The 20,272-nt window shown below is 67.9% G+C and carries 15 protein-coding genes; 11 read left to right on the top strand and 4 right to left on the bottom strand.

Annotation, left to right across the window (positions count from 1 at the left end):
- Positions 1-56: 56 nt before the first annotated feature.
- The gene (locus ACVCMC_RS05945) at positions 57-716 is read right to left on the bottom strand and encodes a response regulator (RefSeq protein WP_447099025.1); all 660 of its coding nucleotides are present in this window, start codon (positions 714-716) and stop codon (positions 57-59) included.
- Between the two features lie 105 nt (positions 717-821).
- Between ACVCMC_RS05945 and ACVCMC_RS05940 the strand changes: the two genes are divergently transcribed.
- The 6 genes from ACVCMC_RS05940 (at position 822) to ACVCMC_RS05915 (ending at position 10,580) form a co-directional block, all read left to right on the top strand.
- On the top strand, positions 822-2,672 hold the full coding sequence (locus tag ACVCMC_RS05940; protein WP_447099024.1) for a 3-hydroxybutyrate oligomer hydrolase family protein: 1,851 nt from the start codon (positions 822-824) through the stop codon (positions 2,670-2,672).
- A 180-nt stretch (positions 2,673-2,852) separates the two neighbouring features.
- Entirely contained in the window at positions 2,853-5,378 is a 2,526-nt protein-coding gene (locus ACVCMC_RS05935) for a TonB-dependent receptor (protein ID WP_447099023.1), read from the top strand.
- 128 nt (positions 5,379-5,506) lie between these two features.
- The gene (locus ACVCMC_RS05930) at positions 5,507-7,801 is read left to right on the top strand and encodes a glycosyl hydrolase family 95 catalytic domain-containing protein (protein ID WP_447099022.1); all 2,295 of its coding nucleotides are present in this window, start codon (positions 5,507-5,509) and stop codon (positions 7,799-7,801) included.
- Complete coding sequence (locus tag ACVCMC_RS05925; protein ID WP_447099021.1) at positions 7,798-9,441, top strand: trehalase family glycosidase; 1,644 nt, start codon at positions 7,798-7,800, stop codon at positions 9,439-9,441. Before ACVCMC_RS05930 ends, ACVCMC_RS05925 begins: the two co-directional genes overlap by 4 nt.
- Before the next feature lie 74 nt (positions 9,442-9,515).
- The gene (locus ACVCMC_RS05920; protein WP_395118250.1) at positions 9,516-10,025 is read left to right on the top strand and encodes a peptidylprolyl isomerase; all 510 of its coding nucleotides are present in this window, start codon (positions 9,516-9,518) and stop codon (positions 10,023-10,025) included.
- A gap of 135 nt (positions 10,026-10,160) precedes the next feature.
- Positions 10,161-10,580 carry a YidB family protein gene (locus ACVCMC_RS05915; RefSeq protein WP_447099020.1) on the top strand — a complete coding sequence of 140 codons (420 nt, stop codon included), beginning with the start codon at positions 10,161-10,163 and terminating at the stop codon, positions 10,578-10,580.
- 47 nt (positions 10,581-10,627) lie between these two features.
- On the opposite strand, the gene ACVCMC_RS05910 is transcribed toward ACVCMC_RS05915, so the two are convergent.
- Positions 10,628-10,882: a GlsB/YeaQ/YmgE family stress response membrane protein gene (locus tag ACVCMC_RS05910; RefSeq protein WP_395118254.1), complete on the bottom strand. Its 255-nt coding sequence runs from the start codon at positions 10,880-10,882 to the stop codon at positions 10,628-10,630.
- A gap of 160 nt (positions 10,883-11,042) precedes the next feature.
- Here ACVCMC_RS05910 and ACVCMC_RS05905 point away from each other — a divergent pair, with 160 nt between their 5' ends.
- Together ACVCMC_RS05905 and ACVCMC_RS05900 are read left to right on the top strand one after the other, a co-directional pair.
- The gene (locus tag ACVCMC_RS05905; protein ID WP_447099019.1) at positions 11,043-12,242 is read left to right on the top strand and encodes an aminotransferase class I/II-fold pyridoxal phosphate-dependent enzyme; all 1,200 of its coding nucleotides are present in this window, start codon (positions 11,043-11,045) and stop codon (positions 12,240-12,242) included.
- 111 nt (positions 12,243-12,353) lie between these two features.
- Positions 12,354-13,337, top strand: coding sequence for a malate dehydrogenase (locus ACVCMC_RS05900; protein ID WP_447099018.1), 984 nt, complete (start codon positions 12,354-12,356; stop codon positions 13,335-13,337).
- A 116-nt stretch (positions 13,338-13,453) separates the two neighbouring features.
- Here ACVCMC_RS05900 and ACVCMC_RS05895 read toward each other — a convergent pair whose 3' ends face one another.
- Complete coding sequence (locus ACVCMC_RS05895) at positions 13,454-14,662, bottom strand: cation:proton antiporter (protein ID WP_447099017.1); 1,209 nt, start codon at positions 14,660-14,662, stop codon at positions 13,454-13,456.
- A 75-nt stretch (positions 14,663-14,737) separates the two neighbouring features.
- Entirely contained in the window at positions 14,738-16,192 is a 1,455-nt protein-coding gene (locus tag ACVCMC_RS05890) for an MFS transporter (RefSeq protein ID WP_447099016.1), read from the bottom strand.
- A 183-nt stretch (positions 16,193-16,375) separates the two neighbouring features.
- Between ACVCMC_RS05890 and rnk the strand changes: the two genes are divergently transcribed.
- The 3 genes from rnk (at position 16,376) to epmA (ending at position 20,191) form a co-directional block, all read left to right on the top strand.
- Positions 16,376-16,783 (top strand): nucleoside diphosphate kinase regulator, encoded by a 408-nt coding sequence (gene rnk, locus ACVCMC_RS05885; protein WP_395118264.1) that lies wholly within the window; start codon positions 16,376-16,378, stop codon positions 16,781-16,783.
- Positions 16,784-16,844: 61 nt separating this feature from the next.
- Positions 16,845-19,235: an NAD-dependent DNA ligase LigA gene (gene ligA, locus ACVCMC_RS05880; protein WP_447099015.1), complete on the top strand. Its 2,391-nt coding sequence runs from the start codon at positions 16,845-16,847 to the stop codon at positions 19,233-19,235.
- Complete coding sequence (gene epmA / locus ACVCMC_RS05875; protein WP_447099014.1) at positions 19,235-20,191, top strand: EF-P lysine aminoacylase EpmA; 957 nt, start codon at positions 19,235-19,237, stop codon at positions 20,189-20,191. The genes ligA and epmA overlap by 1 nt, the downstream gene beginning before the upstream one ends.
- Positions 20,192-20,272: the final 81 nt, after the last annotated feature.

Below are 20,272 nucleotides of genomic sequence, written 5' to 3'. Positions count from 1 at the left end.
GCCACGGATGGAATCCCGCCAAGGGCGATGTCGTGGCGTGGTGTCGCCGCGTGCGGCTATCCCACCCGTCCTGGCTCCCCCAGGTCGAGCGATCGCAACAGCATGCCGGCCTGCGTGCGATTGCGCACCCGCAGCTTCTCGAAGATCGCCGTGACGTGCGCCTTCACCGTGCGTTCCTGGATCGAGAGCCGGTCGGCGATCTGCTTGTTCAGCAGCCCCTCGGCGAGCAGGGCGAGCACCCGCGACTGCTGTTCAGTCAACCGGGCCAGCCGGCCGGCGAGATCGGTGTCGGTGGAATCGGCGGGCAGGGCGGCGACGGCGTCGGCGAGTGCGGCGGGCAGCCAGCTGCCGCAGTCGAGCACCTGCCGGATCGCTGCACCGATCTCGGTGGGGCTGGCGCTCTTGCAGATGAAACCGGCGGCACCGTGGTCGAGCACGCGGCGCACCACGTGCGGTTCGTCGTGCGCGGATACCACCAGCACGGCAACCGCCGGATGCTGGCCGCGCACCGCGGCCAGCCCGGTCAGTCCGTGGCTGCCCGGCATGTGCAGGTCGAGCAGCACCAGGTCGATGTCCGGGTCCGCACGCAACGCGGCCAGTGCGGTGGCCAGATTGGTGGCCTCGCGCACGGTGCAGTCGGGCAGGCTGTGCTCGGCGGCCTGGCGCAACGCGGCACGAAACAGCGGGTGGTCGTCGGCGATCAACAGACTCGGCATGAGCGCCAAGGTAGCCGGACGAACTGCCGGCGTCGAGTTGCCGTGGCGGCGAGGCTGGACCTTCGTACGATGGCAACGCGTCGCGTGCCTGCTTATGGTGTGGCAATGAATGCATCCCTTCGCTGGTTGGCCGCGCCGTGCATCTGCGTGCTGGTTTCCGTCATGCTGTCCGCTTGTGTCGAAGGGGCGACCACGCGAGGGGCGAAGATGCATGAGCTGGAACTGGGCAAAGTGCTTGCCACCGAGCACCGCGGCCACGATGACCTGCTCAGCGCCGGCCTGGGCCTGAGCGGATTGGCAGGCTTGCCGGCGCCGTTCGCCAATCCGCTGGCGCCTACCGCGGCGGAGCTGCGCCGCTGGGCGATCCAGGCCAGTTGGAAAGGCATCGCCGATCTCGGCCCGCTGGGCGGCTACGGCCGCGTGTACGGCGGCGTGCCGGACGTGCCGGGGCGCGAGTACCAGATGTTCGCTCGGCTGCCGGGGGCGCGTTCGCCGCATCGGGTGCTGCTGCAATTGCCCGACGGATTCGACCACGCGAAGCGCTGCCTGGTGGTGACCGCCTCGTCCGGTTCGCGCGGCATCTACGGCGCGATCGCCGTGGCCGGCGCGTGGGGTTTGCCGCGCGGTTGCGCGGTGGCGTACACCGACAAGGGCACCGGCTCGGGCTATTTCGATTATTCCGACGACAGCGGGGTGGCGCTGGACGGCCGGCGTGCGAAACGCGGCGAGCAGGAACTGGAGTTCGAGCCGCCGCCGGCAGGTGCCGGCACGGGCATCGCGGTCAAGCACGCGCACTCCGGCGACAACCCGGAGGCGGACTGGGGCCGCGACGTGATCCAGGCCGCGCAGTTCGGCCTGGCCATGCTCGACCGCGCCTATCCCGGCGAGGCGCCGTTCACGGCGCAGAACACGAAGATCATCGCCACCGGCATCTCCAATGGCGGCGGCGCGGTGCTGCAGGCGGCGGGGCTCGACCATGACGGGTTCTTCGCCGGCGTGGTGGCGCTGGAACCCAATGTCTACGCCGCGGACGGCGGCCGGCCGCTGTACGACTACGCGACCGAGGCGGCGATCTGGCTGCCATGCGCGCTTGCCGACGCCCGCTTCGACGACACGCCCATGGCGCGCGGGGCAACCCGTCAGCCGCCGCCGGCGTGGTCGTTGCGCTGCGCCAGCCTGCGCGCGCAGGGCAAGCTGCAAGGCAGCACGCTGGCCGAGCAGTCGGCGCAGGCGCGCCACTATCTGCAGCAGCGTGGCTGGAACGACGCGGCGATGGCCACCGCGGCCAGCACCACCGCGTTCGACCTGTGGCGCGTGGTCACCGCCGGTTACGCCTCGGCCTATCTGCGCCGCGGCCCTGCCGACATGCCATGCGGGTTCCATTACGCGCCGATGGGTGCCGGTGCCCTCCCGGGCGTGACTGATCCGATGGCGCGCGCGGCGTGGTGGGCCGACGCCTCGGGCATTCCTCCCGGCAATGGCGTGGGGCTGTTCGGCGGCGTCAACGTGTCGCCCGATCCGACTCTGCTCGGCGAGGATTGCCTGCGCGCGCTGTGGACCGGCGACGAGCCGGCCGCGCAGATGCTGCAGGCCTCCATTGCTGCCACGGCGGCCAAGCTGCCACGCGCCGACTTGCCGCTGTGGGTGGTGCACGGTGCCGACGACGGCCTGCTGCCGACCGCCTTCACCTCCGAACCCTATGTCGCCTGGCTGCGCGAAGAGGGCCGTCGGCTGCTGTACTGGAAGGTGCCGCACGCCCAGCATTTCGATGCGTTCCTGCCGCTGCCAGGCTTCGGCGAGCGCCATCTGCCGCTGCTGCCCTACGGCTACGCCGCCCTCGACCGATTGTGGGCGCATCTGTACGAGGGGGCTGGCTGGCCGACCAGCGTGCCCACGCCTGCAGGCCACCCGCGCGGCGCATCCGTGCTCACGCGGGAGTCGCTGGGGCTGGACTGAGGCGCTGCCTCGCGGGGGCGGGTGTTGACCTGACCGGAAAAACGGCGCGACCATGTTCAGTGTTGCGGCAAATCGTCGCAGGCGAGGGACAACAAAAATCAGGGGCTCAATGACGGCGAAGCGGCCGGTCGCGAATGCGGCCGATACCGGCGAACCGCCTTACGTCGGGAGCAGAACTTGATGAACAGACACATTCGATTGGTCTTGTCCGCGGCGATTGCCGCCTGCCTCGTGCCCGGACTCGCGCTGGCACAGGATGACGACTCGGCGCAAATCACGGCACCGCCTGCTGCCAGCAAGGCGCCGCCCAAGCCCAGTACCGCCAATACCAAGAACCTCGAACAGGTGGTGGTGACGGGCAACGCGGCCACCGGCGGCCTGAAGAAGATCGACGCCAGCTACACGATCACCACGGCAACCGCCGAGCAGATCAAGATGGCCAACCCCAAGAGCACGGCCGATCTGCTGAAGATCGCGCCGGGCCTGTGGCCGGAGTCCACCGGTGGCCAGACCGGCGCCAACATCGAGATCGCCGGCTTCCCCGGCGGCGGCGATGCGCCCTTCAACACGGTGCAACTGATGGGCTCGCCGCTGTACGGCATGCCGACGCTGTCGTTCTTCGAGCAGACCTCGATCTTCCGCCTCGACGACACCGTCGATCGCGTCGAGATCATCCAGGGCGGGCCCTCGGTAGTATTCGCCGACGGCCAGATCGGCGCCAGCGAGAACTTCATCCTCAAGCAGGGCACCGAGGTGCCTTCGGGCAGCGTCGGGGTGACCTGGGGCAACGAGAACCTCAAGCGCGTCGATGGCTTCTTCGGCTTTCCGATCGCGCAGGACTGGTATGGCAGCGTGGGCGGCTTCTACCGCGATTCGGACGGCGTGCGCGATCCGCAGTTTCCCGCCGACAAGGGCGGCCAGCTCACCGGCACGCTGACCCACGACAGCGACAACGGCACGATGACGCTGTACGCGCGCTACCTCGACGACAAGAACCAGTTCATCACGCCGATTCCGCTGATCCAGACCGGCACGGACAACTTCCATGCCTATCCGGGCTTCGATCCGCTGACCGACACGTACAACAGCAAGGCCATCCAGCACGTGTTCCTGCGCGGCTATCCCGGTGGGGGCCGCAACGCCGACCTGGCCAATGGCCGCGGCGCCAAGTTCGGCTTCTTCGGCGGCAACTTCGACTACGACCTGGGCAACGGCTGGCGGCTGTCGAACAAGTTCCTCATCGACGGCGGCGACGTCGACACCAATGCGCTGTTTTCCGGCACCAACCCGGGCAGCATGAACGACATGCTGTACACCGACCAGAGCCAGATCGGCGCGTTCAACCTGGCGCCTGGTTCGGCCACCGCCACCTACGTGGGTGGCGGCGCGGTCGATCCGAACCAGAGCGTGATCCACCAGGGCTGGTGGTTCATCCACAAGCACCTGAAGAACATCAACAACGACTTTCGCCTGAGCAAGGAGATCTTCGACGGCAACACGCTCACCGCCGGCCTGTACCTGGCGCACTACACCATGGATGACGAGTGGGCACTGGGCAACCAGATGCTGATGACCAACACGCCCAACGCACGCCCGATCACGGTCAGCTACGTCGATGCCAACGGCGTCAACCAGCTCACCGACAACCAGGGGTTCCTCGACTACGGCGGCTTCAACATCACCGAGCATGGCAACGCCAACAACAAGGCGTTCTACCTGTCCGACATCTGGCGCCTGGGCAAGTGGCTGATCGACCTGTCCGGCCGGGTGGAGAACCAGAACGCCACCAACGACGTGTGCAACCTCACCAACGTCAACCTGGACGGCGACCCCAACACCAAGTATGACAACGCCGTGCCGGTATGCAACGGCAGCTTCTCGCATACGCGCTACGACAAGACGCATCCCTCGTGGACGTTCGGCGTGAACTACGAGCTGGCCGACAACATGAGCGTGTATTTCCGGGCGAACAAGGGCGCGCACTTCCCCGATTTCGACAACGGCATCCGCGGCAATGCGTCGGACAACGTCGCGCCGGTGCAGAAGATCCAGAACGTCGAGGGCGGCTTCAAGTTCCAGTCCAAGCAGTTCTATGCGGACATCAGCGTGTACCACCGCCAGTTCATCGGTCTGCTGTACCAGCCCACCGACGCCGGCGGCGTGCCGAACGGCCCGCAGAGCACCTACGGTTCGGATTCCAAGGGCGTCAACGTCAACACCGCGTGGAGCCCGACCGAGAACCTCAAGTTCCAGCTGATCGGCGACTACCTCGATGGCCACTACTCGCACAACAGCTCATGCCTGCCGTACACCAACCCGGTAGCCGGCGACGGCTGCGCGCTGATCAACGGCGTGCAGCTGCAGCGCCAGCCGAAAGTGCGCTACATGTTCACGCCCAGCTACAAGATCCCGTTCGGCTGGGGCGACGTGCTGGCCTTCGTCACCTATACCCACGTCGGCCCGCACACGCAGGACATTTCCGGCCTGCAGCAGCTGGGCAGCTACCACACCTGGGATTTCGGCGTGGTCGCCAACCTGCAGCAGAACTGGCAGGTGCGCGTGCAGGGCACCAACATGACCAACGAGCTGGGGCTGACCGAGAGCAACTCGCGCATCTTCGGTTCGGCGGCCGGAACCACCGGCGTGATCCTGGCCCGTCCGCTGGAGGGGCGTGAAGTCAACATGGAGGTCAAGTACATGTTCTGACCTGCGCAGGTGGCGCTTCCACGGGTGCGGGAGTGCCACCCATTTTCCCGGGGTCATTCCCGCGAAAGCGGGAATGACCCCGGGGGTACGCAGCCTTCCGGAAGCCGGGCAACAAAGAGGCATGCCCCATGAAGCGTTTTTCCGCCGGACTCGCGGCGTTCCTGCTCGCCATCACCTTGCTCGCTGCGCCGGCATCGGCCGCCACCGATCCGAGCTTCCTGTTCACCGCCACGGCGAAGGATTTCGCCAGCTACTTCCCTGGTTACCTCGCCAACGGCTACTTCTCCACCATGACCTCGCCGCGCGGCACCGAGCCGAACGCGTCGTACATGGTCGCCTTCATGGATTACAAGCCGGGCGACATCTCGCGTCCCGCGGCGATTCCCGGCTGGAGCGAAATCGACTACAACCCCGGCGGTGGCTGGCTCAACCGCACGCGACTGGATGCGGGCATCTTCCAGCGCTACGCACAGACGCTGGACATGCACGACGCCACGCTGACCACGCGCTACCGCTTCGCTTACGCCAACAAGGCCAGCGACATCGAGGTCACCAGCTTCGTCAGCCAGGCCTCGCCGCACCTCGCGGCTATCCGCATGGCGATCACGCCGCAGTTCGACGGCCAGGTGCAGCTGAGTTTTCCGATCCGGTTGTGGTCCGAGCACCAGCCGCGCTTCCCGATCGCCAGCATGGGCGGCGAGGAAATGATCGCCGCGGTGATCGCCAGCGGGCAGAGCCTGGACAACAAGCCGGTACCCACGCCCGACCGTGCGCCGGTGTGGTATCCGGGCTACACCAGGGTGCTTTCCACGCGCGGCGACGACAGGGCGTTGACTCTGCAACTGAAGGGCATGGCGCAACACGGCCCGGGCATGGCCGAGGCGGCGGCGATCGGCCTGCCGGCGGGTCTCTCGCCCGACACGGTGAAGCTCGAACGGACGCCAACGAAGTTGTCGCTGGAGATCACGGCCACCGTGCACAAGGGCCAGCGCTACGTCTTCACCAAGTACGTGGCGCTCTCGCGCGACGGCTGGGGCGACGACGGGGACGTGCTCGCCCTGGCCAGCGCCGCGCGCAAGGCCGGCTTCGACCGCCTGCTCGCCGATCACCGGGCGGCCTGGCACAAGCTGTGGCAATCGGACATCGTGATCGACGGCAAACCGGCCGTGCAGAAGGCGGTGCACTCGGACCTCTACTACCTGTTGTCCAACACCACCGTCGGCACCGCCTGGCCGATGGGTGCCTGCGCGCTGACGCCCAATTACGCGGGCCATGCGTTCTGGGACAGCGACTCGTGGGTGTTCCCGGCGCTGCTGCTGTTGCACCCGGAGCGCGCCAGACCCATCGTGATGTTCCGCGACCGCACCACCGGACCCGCGCGGGCGCGTGCCCGCCAGTACGGCGTGCAAGGCACCATGTACCCGTGGGAAGCCGATCCGCAGACCGGCGTGGACGTCACCCCGCACTTCGCCTGGGAGGTCTACCGCGAGGTCCACGTCAACGCCGACATCGCCATCGCGCAATGGCAGTACTACCTGGCGACGGGTGACAAGGCATGGTTGAAAACGCATGCGTGGCCCGTGCTGGAGGGCATTGCCACGTTCTGGACCAGCCGCGTCACCTACGACAAGTCGCACGACCGCTACGAGATCCACCACGTCACGTCGCCCGACGAGGCCTACAACGACGTGCCGAACGACTCCTTCACCAATGCCGTCGCCCGCAAGGCGCTCGAGATCGCGGTGAAGGCAGCGCGCGTGGTGGGCGCCAAGGCGGACCCGCGCTGGAGCGAGATCGCCGCGAAGATGTACATCCCGTTCGACGAGGATGAACAGCGCCATCTGGATTTCGACAAGTCGGTGCCGCACGACAAGATCACCTGGATGGGCTCCTCGCTGGCCTGGCTGATGTATCCGAACCTGGACTTGCCGATGTCGCCGCAGGTGCGCCGCAACGACTTCGACTTCCAGCTGCAGGCGCTGAAGAGCCACGGCGACGACCCCAACGAGATGATGATGGTGATGCTCGCCGTCGGTGCCGCAGAGCTGGGCGACGGCAAGGCGGCCGGCGAATGGATCGATCGCAACCTGGTCGGTTTCCTCAAACCCCCGTTCAACGTGCGCACCGAGACCGCGGCCAACAACGCCGGCTACATCCTGGCCACCTCGGCCGGCTTCGTGCAAAGCATGCTGTACGGTCTCACCGGACTGCGCATCGACGACGACGGGCTGAGCGCGAAGTACGCCCCGGTGTTGCCGCCAGGCTGGAACGCCTTGACGCTCAAGGACGTGAAGTTCCGCGGGCGCCGCTACGACATCCGCGTCAGTCGCGACGCCGACGGCAAGGTGGTGCTCAGCCGCCAGCCGTTGCGTGCAGCTGGCATGCGCCACCCTGATCCATTGCAGGAGGAAGCCCGCCCATGAAAGTCGTCTCCCTGTTCGCCGCCATGGCGCTGGCCTTCGCTACCGCGGCCGGTGCCGCCACGCCCGACCCGGCGCAGACGCAGGCATACATCCACAAGGCCTGGGACACGCTGACGCGCTCGCTGGACGATTGCTCGGCCCTGCACGATCCGAAAATGGATGCGCGCCCGGTGCTCTACCTGCCGGCCGGCTTCCCTGCGCCCGCAGCGATGGCCGACATCAGACAGCGTTGCAAGATCGACGTGCACACGCTGCCTCGGCGCATCGAAAAGCTCGGCGACCTGATGCCGTCCGCGCTGCCGGCGGAAGGCCTGCTCTACCTGCCCAGGCCCTACGTGGTGCCGGGCGGGCAGTTCAACGAGATGTACGGCTGGGACAGCTACTTCATCCAGCTCGGCTTGCTGGCGGACGGGCGCGTCGAGCTGGCTCGCGACATGACCGACAACATGCTGTTCGAGGTCGAGCACTACGGCGGCGTGCTCAACGCCAACCGCACCTATTACCTGACTCGTTCGCAGCCGCCGTTCCTGTCGCGAATGATCGGCGACGTGCTGGCCGCGCCCGGCGCCTTCAAGGGCGAGGCCGAGCGGCATGCATGGCTGGTCCACGCCTATCCGCTGGCGGTGGCCAACTACCGCATCTGGACCCGACCCGAGCATCGTGCCGGCGACACCGGCCTGGCACGCTACTTCGACCTCGGCGCCGGCCCGGTGCCGGAGATGCACGGCAGCGCCTACTACCGCGGCGTGATCGACTGGGTGCTGGCGCATCCGAAGGACGACCCCGGCTACCTGGTCAAGGCCGCCGAGCATCCCGACGCCGCCGAGACAGCGCGCCTGAAATCCACCAGTTGCGACATCGAGGCGTCCCATGTCTGCGCCGGCGCCTGGTCGCAGGGCCATCGCCTGAGCGCCGACTACTACCTGGGTGATCGCGCCATGCGCGAGTCCGGCTTCGACACCAATTTCCACTTCGGTCCGTACGGCGGAACCACCCATCACTACGCCGGCGTGGGCCTCAACAGCCTGCTGTATCGCTACGAGCGCGACCTGCACGACTTCGCCCTGCAACTGGGCAAGGTGGCCGAGGCCAGGCAATGGGCGGACGCCGCCGCGAGGCGCAAGGTGGCGATGGACAAGTACCTGTGGCAGCCGGAACGCGGCATGTTCATGGACTACGACTTCACCACCAGCAAGGCATCGACGCAGCCCTATGTCACCACCTACTGGCCGCTGTGGGCCGGGCTGGCCAGCAAGGCGCAGGCGGCCGCGCTGCAGAAGCACCTGGCCGTGTTCGAGCGCAAGGGCGGCCTGTCGATGGACGACCTGGGCAGCGGCGCGCAATGGGACGAGCCGTTCGGCTGGGCGCCCACCAACTGGCTGGCGATCTCGGGCCTGGACGCCTACGGTTTCCATGACGACGCCCGCCGCCTGGCGCGCAAGTTCACGGCCACGGTGGATACCGGCTTCGCCCACGACGGCACCATCCGCGAGAAATACAACATGGCGCTGGGCAACGCGGAGGTGAAGATCACCGCCGGCTACACCACCAACGTGATCGGCTTCGGCTGGACCAACGCGGTCTACCTCAAACTGCACCAGTTGCTGCAGGCGGCGCCAAAGCCGGCGGCGGCGCACTGAGGATCATCCGTTCACGGCTGCAGCCGGCGGCTGGGTTATCCTTTCGGTCTTTCGCCCCAGCCTCAAGGATCGCCATGACCATCAACGTCACCTTCACCACCAACCGCGGCCCGATCCACCTGCGCCTGCACGAGGACAAGGCACCGGTGACGGTCGCCAGCTTCGTCAACCTGGCGCGCCGCGGCTACTACGACGGCCTGTCGTTCCATCGCGTGATCGCCGATTTCATGATCCAGGGCGGGTGCCCCGAGGGCAGTGGCCGCGGTGGTCCGGGCTACAAGTTCGAGGACGAGTTCAATCCGTCGCTGCGTCACGACAAGCCGGGTGTGCTGTCGATGGCCAATGCCGGTCCGCGCACCAACGGCAGCCAGTTCTTCATCACCCACGGCCCGACGCCGTGGCTGGACGGCAAGCACAGCGTGTTCGGCGAAGTGCTGGACGCGTCCGACATGGACGTGGTCAACGCGATCCAGCAGGGTGACACGATCGAGAAGGTCACCGTGGAGGGCGACGTCGACGCCTTGCTGGCGGCGCAGGTCGACCGCGTCAAGGAATGGAACGAGGTGCTGGATCAGCGCGGCTGAGCTTGCCGCCGGATACGCAGGAAATCGCCGGCCGGAGCCGGCGATTTTTTTGGGCGAATGAGTCATGGCTCCACTACTTTCACCGGCCTATGATCGGCGGGCTACACGCGTGTTCATTCATCAAGGAGAGCGACCATGTCATTCCTCAATGATTTGCTTGGCGGTCAGGGACAGCAGGCCGGCGGTGCCGGCTCGATGATTTCGGTGGCCAGCGACCTGTTGCAGCGGGCTGGCGGCGTGCAGGGCCTGATCAGCATGCTGCAGCAGCACGGGCTGGGTGGCGCAGTGCAGTCGTGGGTGAGCAACGGGGCGAACCAGCCGGTATCGGGCGATCAACTCGGCCAGGCGCTGCAGCATGGCGGCATGGGCTCGCTGGTGCAGGAGGCGGCCAGCAAGCTCGGCGTCGATCCCGCCGTGGTGCTCAACGGACTTTCGCAGGTCTTGCCGCAGGCGGTCGACCACCTCACACCGGATGGCCAGGTGCCGGCAGACGGGCAGGGCGGCGGCTTCAACCTCGGCATGCTTGAAGGGCTGGCGGGCAAGCTGCTGGGCTGAGGCTGCGGAGCGTCCCGGCGGGGGTGATCGCCCCGCCGGGAGGCCGGTCAGGTCGACTTGCGCTTGAGCAGGTGGTAGAGCAGCAACAACACGATGGCGCCGACCACCGAGGCGATGAAGCCGGCCGATTGCCCCTCCTGGTACCAGCCGAACAAGTGCTGGCCGACCCAGGTCGCCAGCAGCGAGCCGACGATGCCGATGATGGCGGTGATGATGAAGCCGCCCGGGTCCTTGCCCGGCGTCAACAGCTTGGCCACCACGCCCACGACCAGTCCGATCACGAAAACCCAGAGCCAATGCATGCGGTTCTCCTTGTAGCGGGTTGACTGCGAAGCCCGGTGCGCGGGCGCATCCATGATGCCCCGATTGGACGGCGGTGGCGCAAGCGCATGGCAGACGAGCGCCCGGGGCGGGCGGCGTGGTAAAATTGCGGCCTTTGTTTCCTCACTGCGTGAGACAGCAATGCCCCAGCTCGCCAAGCGTGTCGGCCGCGCCAAACCCAGCGCGATCATGCTCATCGCCGAGAAGGCCAGACAGCTCAGGGCTGCCGGCCGCGACATCATCAGCTTCTCCATCGGCGTGCCGAACTTCCTGCCCGGCGAGCATGTCTACGCCGCCGCGCGCGAGTCGCTCTCGCACGACTCCGGCCAGTACGGCAGCAACCGGGGCGCCGACGCGCTGCTGGACGCATTCCTCAGGCACATCGAGGCGCTCGGCTTCAGCGGCTACACGCGCACGAACCTGTCGATCGGCATCGGCGCCAAGCAGGTGCTGTACAACCTGGCCGAGGCGTTGCTGGACGAAGGCGAGGAGATCTGCTTCGCCGCGCCGTACTGGACCACCTACCGCGACATCGCCGACATCGTGGGCGCGAAGATCCACGTGATGCCGTGCGGGGCGGAGCAGAACTACAAGCTCACCCCGGCCCAGCTCGACGCCGCGCTGGCGCGCAAGCCGAAGGTGTTTCTGTTCAACAACCCGTCCAACCCCACCGGCATGGTCTACACCGGCGCGGAAATCGCCGCACTGGCCGAGGTGATCGCCCGGCACCCGGATACCTGGGTCATCACCGACGACATCTACAACGCGATGGTGTTCGACGGGCTGGGATACCACAACTTCGTGTTCGCCAGGCCGGAGCTGCGCGAGCGGGTGATCTTCGTCGATTCGGTCTCCAAGACCTACGGCATGCCGGGCTGGCGCGTGGGCCTGCTGGCTGGCCCCGAAGTGGTGGCCAAGGCGGTCACCACGCTCAATTCCAACCACATCACCAGCCTGCCGGAAGTGATCACCGCCGCGGCCGTCGCAGCCTTGTCCGGCCCGCAGGACGTGCCGCAGGCCAAGTGCAGGGAGTTCGCCGGCCGGCGCGACACGGTGTTTGCCGCGCTCACGGCGATTCCCGGCGTGGCCTGCCCGCGGCCGCAGGGCGCGTTCTACGCGTTCCCGGACATCTCGGCGGCATTCGGCAAGCGCCACGGCAGCATGAAGATCGACAATGACGTGGAGTTCTGCGCCGCGCTGCTGGAAGCCAAGGGCGTGGCCTGCGTGCCCGGCTCGGCCTTCGGCGAGCCGCGTGCGATGCGCATTTCCTACACCTGCCCGCAGGCCCAGTTGCAACCCGGCCTGGACCGTATCGCCGAATTTTTCGCCGAACTGACGTGAATCAGTGCCTGCAGGAGCGCAGCCTGTGCGCGATGCCTTTCGCGACAGGAACATCGCGCGCAGGGTGCGCTCCTGCACGAGAATGAACACCCCCAGAAGGAGTCATCGTCCATGAAAGCCCCCGTTCGAGTTGCCGTTACCGGTGCTGCCGGCCAGATCGGCTATGCCTTGCTGTTCCGCATCGCCGCCGGCGACATGCTCGGCCCCGACCAGCCGGTGATCCTGCATCTGCTGGAGATCACCCCGGCCCTGCCGGCGCTGCAGGGCGTGGTGATGGAACTCAACGATTGCGCGTTCCCGACGCTGGCCGGCGTGGTCGCCACCGATGACGCCAATGTCGCGTTCAAGGATGTGGATTACGCCTTGCTGGTCGGCGCGCGCCCGCGCGGCCCGGGCATGGAGCGCAAGGATCTGCTGGAAGCCAACGGCGCGATCTTCGCACCGCAGGGCAAGGCCCTGAACGCGCATGCCAGGCGTGACGTGAGGGTGCTGGTGGTCGGCAACCCGGCCAACACCAATGCCCTGATCGCCCAGCAGAACGCGCCGGACCTGGATCCGAAGTGCTTCACCGCGATGGTTCGCCTCGACCACAACCGCGCCAAGAGCCAGCTGGCCGAGAAGACCGGCAAGCACAACACCGACGTGAAGAAGATGACGATCTGGGGCAACCACAGCTCCACCCAGTATCCCGACCTGCACCACGCCACCGTCGACGGCAAGCCGGCGCTGAGCCTGGTCGACCGGGCCTGGTACGAGAACGAGTTCATTCCCACCGTGCAGCAGCGCGGCGCGGCCATCATCAAGGCACGCGGCGCCTCGTCGGCCGCCTCGGCTGCCTCGGCGGCGATCGACCACATGCGCACCTGGGCGCAGGGCACGGCCGAGGGCGACTGGGCCTCGATGGGCATTCCTGCCGATGGCTCCTACGGCATCGCGCCGGGCGTGATCTACGGCTACCCGGTGACCGTGAAGAACGGCAAGTACGAGATCGTGCAGGGCCTGGAGATCGGCGCCTTCTCGCGTTCACGCATGGACGCCACCGACAAGGAACTGCGCGAGGAGCGCGCCGGCGTGGAGCACCTGTTCGCCAAGTGATCCCGCCGCGATGCCCGGCCCGCCCTCTGCGCAGGGGCAGCGGGCCACGGCGGCACTCCAACGGGCCGGCTTGCGTCGGCCCGTTGTCGTTTCGTCGCTGCCGCAAGCGGCAGCGGTCAGTTCGGTGCTTCGGGCAACTCCGTGGTGCCGGCGGCCTGATCGCCGCGCTTGAGCAGCCAGGCCAGGATCGGCGGCGTGACCATGGCGGTGAGCAGCGACATCGCCACGATGATCGCGTAGATGCGGTTGTCGAACACGCCGGCGGCCAGCCCCAGGGTGGCGACCACGATGCCCACCTCGCCGCGCGGCACCATGCCGAAGCCGATGATGGTGGCGCTGCGCGTGCCCAGCGTGAGCGAACCGAGCCAGCCGCCGGCCAGCTTGGATACCACCGCGATCGCGGTGACCACCGCCAGCATCCACAGCGCCTCGGCGCTGGCCAGTTCGTGCAGGTCGACCTTGCTGCCGGTGACCACGAAGAAGAACGGGGTAAGCAGGGCGAGCAGCGGGGCCGTCTGCTTTTCCAGGGTGTGCTGCTGGCGCGTTTCCGAGGCGATCATGCCGGCCAAGAACGCGCCGATGATCGCGGCCAGGCCGAAGCGGGTGGACAGCCAGGCCAGCCCCAGGCACAGCGCCAGCACGATCATCAGCGGCGAATGCGGGCCCAGCGGCTTGTCCAGCCAGGCGGAGTTCCAGCGCATCACCCGCGCGCCGCCCCAGCCAATCACCGCGATGAAGCCCGCCGCACCGGCGAGTACCACCAGCAGGTGCGAGGCATCGACGCTGCCGCCACCCTGCAGTGAAATCACGACGCCGAGCAGCAGCATGGCCAGGATGTCATCGATCACCGCCGCACCCAGGATCACCTTGCTCTCGATCCGCTGCAGTACGCCCAGCTCCTGCAGCACGCGCGCGGTGATGCCGGCCGAGGTGGCCACGAAGGCCGCCGCGACGAACAGTGAACGGTCCCAGTCGAAGCCGTTGCCGTGGGCCCACACGCTGCCCATGCCGAACGGCACCAGCACGCCGACCACGCCGACCGCGAACGCCACCGCACCGACCTTCTTCATGTCTTCCAGCCGGGTTTCCAGGCCCACCGCGAACAGCAGCAGGATCACGCCGATCTCCGCCAGCACGTCGAGCGGGGTGCCGGTGGCGATCTGCCCCGGGCTGATCCAGCCGAGCAGGGAAGGGCCGATCGCGCAACCGGCGGCGATCTCGCCGACCACGCCGGGCAGCTTCAGTCGTTGCGCGATCTCGCTGCCGATCTGGGCGGCGACGAACACGACAAACAGGGTGAACAGGATTTCGCTGGCGTGGTGCATGCAATACGTGCCCGAGCTTGCGGCAAAGACTGCATGCTACACGCAGCCTCTCGCCGGGCGGCGCCTTGCCGCGGTTCAACCTGCCGCTGCGCCGGCTCGCGACAGCGGGCGATCGTGCCGCAGCCGGCCGAACACGCGGCTGGCCGCCGCCGTGACCAGCGCCAGCAGCAGCACCGTCCAGCGGAACGCCTCGACGTAATCCGCGCGCTCATGCCCCTGCAGCAGCGCCTGCATCAGCAGCGTAGACAGCGCGATGCCGAAGCTCATCGCGAGGTATTGCACGGTCGAGGCCATCGACGAAGCCATCGAGGCGTGCGCGATGTCCAGGTCGTGATAGATCAGCGTGTTCATCGCGGTGTACTGCAGCCCGGCGAAGCCGCCGTAGCAGAACGTCAACGTCGCGATGGCCCACACCGGCGTGGCCGGTCCGAGCAGGGCAAACGCCGCCAGCAGCACGGCCACGATCAAGGTGTTGCCCAGCAGCAGGCGGCGGTAACCCAGGTGCACCAGCACGCGATTGATCGCCCATTTGGCGCAGATCGAACCCAATGCCTGCGGCACCATCATCAGGCCGGCCATCAGCGGCGACCAGCCGCAACCGACCTGCAGGAACAGCACCAGCAACAGGAACATGCCGGAGATGCCGAGCCGGGTGAACAGGCCGCCGGCCAGCGCCACCCACACGCTGCGCACCTTGAGCAGGGTCAGGTCGGCGACCGGAAAGGCGGTGCGTCGGCTGTGCCACACATAGGCCAGGCCCAGCAGCACCGCCGCCAGACTGCATTGGCCGATGCGCATCCACGGCACGGGCGTGGCGCCGGCCAGCTCCGAGGCGATCAGCAGCAGGGCCGAGGCGGCGGCGAAAAGCCCGAAGCCGAACAGGTCGAAACGGTGTGCGCGCTCCAGCCGGTAGTCCGGCATGTCGCGCCGGTTCATCCACACCCCGGCGATCGCCACCGGCACGTTGATCAGGAAGATCAGCCGCCACGAGGTGAACTCCACCAGCGCGCCGCCGAGCAGGGGGCCGAGTACTGAACCCAGCAGGCCGAAGGTGGCCACCGTGCTCATCGCGCGCACGAACTCGCGCCTGTCGATGCTGCGCACCAGCACGTAGCGCCCGACCGGCATCAGCGAGGCGCCACCGATGCCCTGCAGCACGCGCGCGGCGACCAGTTGCGGCAGCGTCTGCGCCAGCCCGCACAGCAGCGAACCCAGCCCGAACACCACGATCGCGGCGCCGAACACCCGCCGCGTGCCCAGCCGGTCGCACAGCCACGGACTGGCCGGGATCAGGATCGCCAGGGTCAGGACGTAGCTGGTCAGCGCCGTGCGCATGCCCAGCGGGGTCACCTCCAGCGCCACGGCCATCATCGGCACCGCGGTGTTGACCACGGTGGAATCCAGCGCCTGCATGAAGAAGGCCGCCGCGACCAGCCACAGCAGGCCGCGGAAGCGCTCGCGCGTGGACGGCTCGGGCAAGGCGGCCGAAACCGTTGCTGAAGGGGCGTCCGCGGCGGCTGGGCTGGCCATGTCGGGCATGATAACTGTTGTGACAGCTTGCATTTGGCGCCGGGATTTTGCACAGTCACGTCTGATGCACCTGCCGCCGGTGATGTGCCAGGCGCGGCAGCGGATAACCGACCTCACGCGCCGGGACACCATGTTCTGGCGCGTGTTTTTGTGCGGCTGGAGCCGCGGGAACCAGGAATCACCATGAGTCATTCAGCAATCACCGTGTCGCGCATCGACCTGGATCGCATCGAAGCCCTGCTGGAGCGGCTGCCGGCAGCCGAGGCCGACAAGCTGCAGGCGCTGCGCGCCGAGCTGGATCGCGCCGACGTGGTCGAGCCGGCGGACATGCCGCCGCACATCGTGACGATGAACTCCACCGTGGTCTTCGAAGATGAGTCCGACGGCGAAAAGCTGACCCTCACCCTGGTCTACCCGGCCGGCGCCGGTGCGCCCGGTACGGTCTCGATCCTCGCCCCCGTGGGCAGTGCGCTGCTGGGCCTGGCGCGCGGCCAGCAGATCGACTGGCCGATGCCCGACGGGCGCAAGCGCCGCCTGAAAGTGCTGGAGATCACCTACCAGCCCGAGGCCGCCGGCCACCTGCACCGCTGAGCGCCGCGCGCGCGGCGGGCGCACCGGCGGGTCGCTAAACTGCGCGGAGAAGGAGACCCGCATGGCCGCAACCGCCGTTCCCGCCGACATCCTGGCCCGCGCCGCCGCACTGCGCGCGCAGATCGAGCAGGCCAATTACCGCTACCACGTGCTCGACGACGCGGACATCACCGATGCCGCGTACGACCGCCTGATGCGCGAACTGGAAGCGCTGGAAGCCGCACACCCGGCGCTGGCCTCACCCGATTCACCGACGCGCAAGGTCGGCGCACGCGCGCACGGCGGCTTTGCCGAGGTGCGCCACGCGATCCCGATGCTGTCGCTCGGCAATGCCTTCGAGCAGGACGGCGAGACCGATCGCGAACGCTTCCACGAGGTGGCCGAGTTCGAGCGGCGCATCGAGCAGACGACAAAACGGACTGAACCAGTTTTCTCGGTCGAACCCAAGCTCGATGGCCTGGCGATCAGCCTGCGCTACGAGCATGGCGTGTTCGTGCAGGGTGCCACCCGCGGCGACGGCGAAACGGGCGAGGACGTCACCGCCAACCTGCGCACGGTGCGGGCGATCCCGTTGAAGCTGCGCGGCAAGGACTGGCCCGAGGTGCTCGAAGTACGCGGCGAGGTGATCATGCTGCGCAAGGATTTCGAGGCGTTCAACGCATACGCCCGCGCCCACGACGAGAAGCCGCTGGCCAATCCGCGCAACGGCGCTGCCGGCTCGCTGCGCCAGCTCGACCCGGCGATTACCGCGAAGCGGCGGCTCAGTTTCTTCGCCTACGCGATCGGCGTGGTCGAGGGCGGCGAGCTGCCGCCGACCCATTCGGCCACGCTGCGGCAGCTGCGCGAGTGGGGGTTCCCGGTGTCGCCGGAAGTGGACATCGCACGTGGCTTCGATGGCCTGATCGCCTATTTCCGGCGCATCGGCGCCAGGCGCGACAGCCTGCCTTACGACATCGACGGCGTGGTCTACAAGCTGGACGATTACGAAGGCCAGCGCGAGATGGGTTTCGTCTCGCGCGCGCCGCGCTGGGCGATCGCGCACAAGTTTCCCGCGCAGGAGCAAACCACCCGCCTGCTAGACATCGAGGTGCAGATCGGCCGCACCGGCGCCGCCACGCCGCGCGCGCGGATGGAGCCGGTACAAGTGGCCGGCGTCACCGTCACCTACGCCACGCTGCACAACGCCGACCAGGTCGCGCGGCTGGATGCGCGCATCGGCGACACGGTGATCGTGCGCCGTGCCGGCGACGTGATTCCGGAAGTGGTGCGCGTGGTCGAGGGCCAGCGCCCGCCCGGCACGGTGCCGTGGACGATGCCCGCGCAATGCCCGGTGTGCGGTTCGGCGCTGATCCGCGAAGAGGGCGCCGCCGCCTGGCGCTGCTCCGGCGGACTGATCTGCGCGGCACAGCGCAAGGAGGCACTGATCCACTTCGCGTCGCGTCGTGCCATGGACATCGAAGGCCTGGGTGAGCGCTTCGCCGAGGCGCTGGTGGAGTTCGACATCGTGCACTCGCCAGCCGATCTGTACGCGCTCACCGTCGACAGCTTCGTGGCGATGAAGCAGGCGATCGACGAACGGGATGGCACCACGCCCGAAACGGTCAAGGCCGGCAAGGTGGCGACCAAGTGGGCCGAGAACCTGGTCGCCGGCATCGAGGCCAGCAAGCACACCACGCTGGCGCGCTTCCTGTTCGCGCTGGGCATCATGCATATCGGCGAGAGCACGGCCAAGACGCTGGCCGCGTGGCTGGGCCGGCTCGATGTCGTGCGCGCCATGCCGGCGCCGGTACTGCGCGTGCTGCCTGACGTTGGCGCCGAAGTGGCCACCTCGATCGCCGGCTTCTTCGCGCAGGCGGGCAACCAGCAGGTGGTCGATGCGCTGCTCGAGGCCGGCATCGTGTTCAGTGACGAGAGCGCGCCTTCGCCGCAGCTGCGCGAGCGGCTGAATCTGGGCGTGCTGCTGGACATGGCCGGGATCAACAAGCTCGGTCCCAAGAGCAGCAAGCTGCTGGCGCAGCATTTCCCCACGCTCGATCGCCTGCTCGCCGCGGGCGCGGCGCACTGGATCACCGCTGGCGTGCCGCAGGCCGCGGCGGCGGCGTTGGAAGCCTTCCTGGCCGATCCCGCTGCACAGGCTGCGTTGCGCGATGCCGAGGCAGCGATGCACCGCCTGCTCGATGCGATTCCCGCCGGCGCGGCCGTGGCCACGGCGCCGCTGGACGGGCAGACCTTCGTGCTCACCGGCACGCTGGCCTCGCTCAGCCGCGACGAGGCAAAGGATCGGCTGGAGGCGCTGGGCGCCAAGGTCTCCGGATCGGTCTCGAAAAAGACCAGCGTGGTGGTGGCAGGCGTTGAAGCCGGCTCGAAACTGGACAAGGCGCAGGAGCTTGGCGTGCCGGTCTGGGACGAGGCGCAGTTGCTGGCCTTGCTCGACGAGCACGGGGCGGGTTGATGAGTCTCGCCCTGCCTGACGCCCTGCGCTTGCGTGCACGGCTGTACGCCCTGATCCGCGCGTATTTCGCCACGCGCGACGTGCTGGAGGTGGAAACCCCGGTGCTGTCGGCAGCCGGCAATACCGATCCGAACATGCAGGGTTTCAGCACGACCTTCAGCGGCCATGTCGATGCCGGTGCGCGCGAGCGCTGGTTGCGCACCTCGCCGGAGTACCCGCTGAAGCGGCTGCTCGCGGCGGGTGTCGGCGACTGCTACGAGCTGGGCCGGGTGTTTCGCAACGGCGAGGCGGGCGGGCGTCACAACCCCGAGTTCACCATGCTGGAGTGGTACCGGGTCGGTTGGGACCATCGCCGGCTGATGCAGGAAACCATCGTGCTGGTGGAGGCTGCGCTGGGGCTGGTGGGGCGGCGCGCCGAGGTGCGGGTGACCACGTACCGGCAGCTGTTCCTGGACGGGCTGGGCATTGACCCGTTGCATGCGCCGGTGGACGAACTGCGTGCGCCGCTGACCGCGTTCGGCATCGGCCCGGACGGGCTTGGCCGTGACGACTGGCTCGACCTGTTGATCACCCACAAGCTGCAGCCGGCGTTTCCGCGCGACCGCATCACGGTGATCCACGACTATCCGGCCAGCCAGTGTGCACTGGCGAAGATTCGCCCCGGCGAACCGCCGCTGGCCGAGCGCTTCGAGCTGTATCTGGGCCGTTACGAGCTGGCCAACGGCTACCACGAGTTGAACGATGCGGCCGAGCAGCGCGGGCGCTTCGAGCGCGACAACGCGGTACGCCGCGAGCGCGGCCTGCGCGAGATCCCGTTGGACGAGAACCTGCTGGACGTGCTCGATGCCATGCCTGCTTGCGCCGGCGTGGCGCTGGGCGTGGAGCGTCTGTTGATGTGCCTGGCCGATACCGACGCGATCGCCGACGTGTTGGCGTTTCCGTTTGCCCGGGCGTGAGACGCGGCGCGCGACCGGGCCGGTCGCACGCCTTGTCGCTCAGGCGGAGTCGCCCCCGCCGGTTGCTCCAGCCGGTCGACC

The organism is Rhodanobacter sp. UC4452_H20 (assembly GCF_052978205.1).
This window is presented reverse-complemented; position numbering and strand designations above follow the sequence as displayed.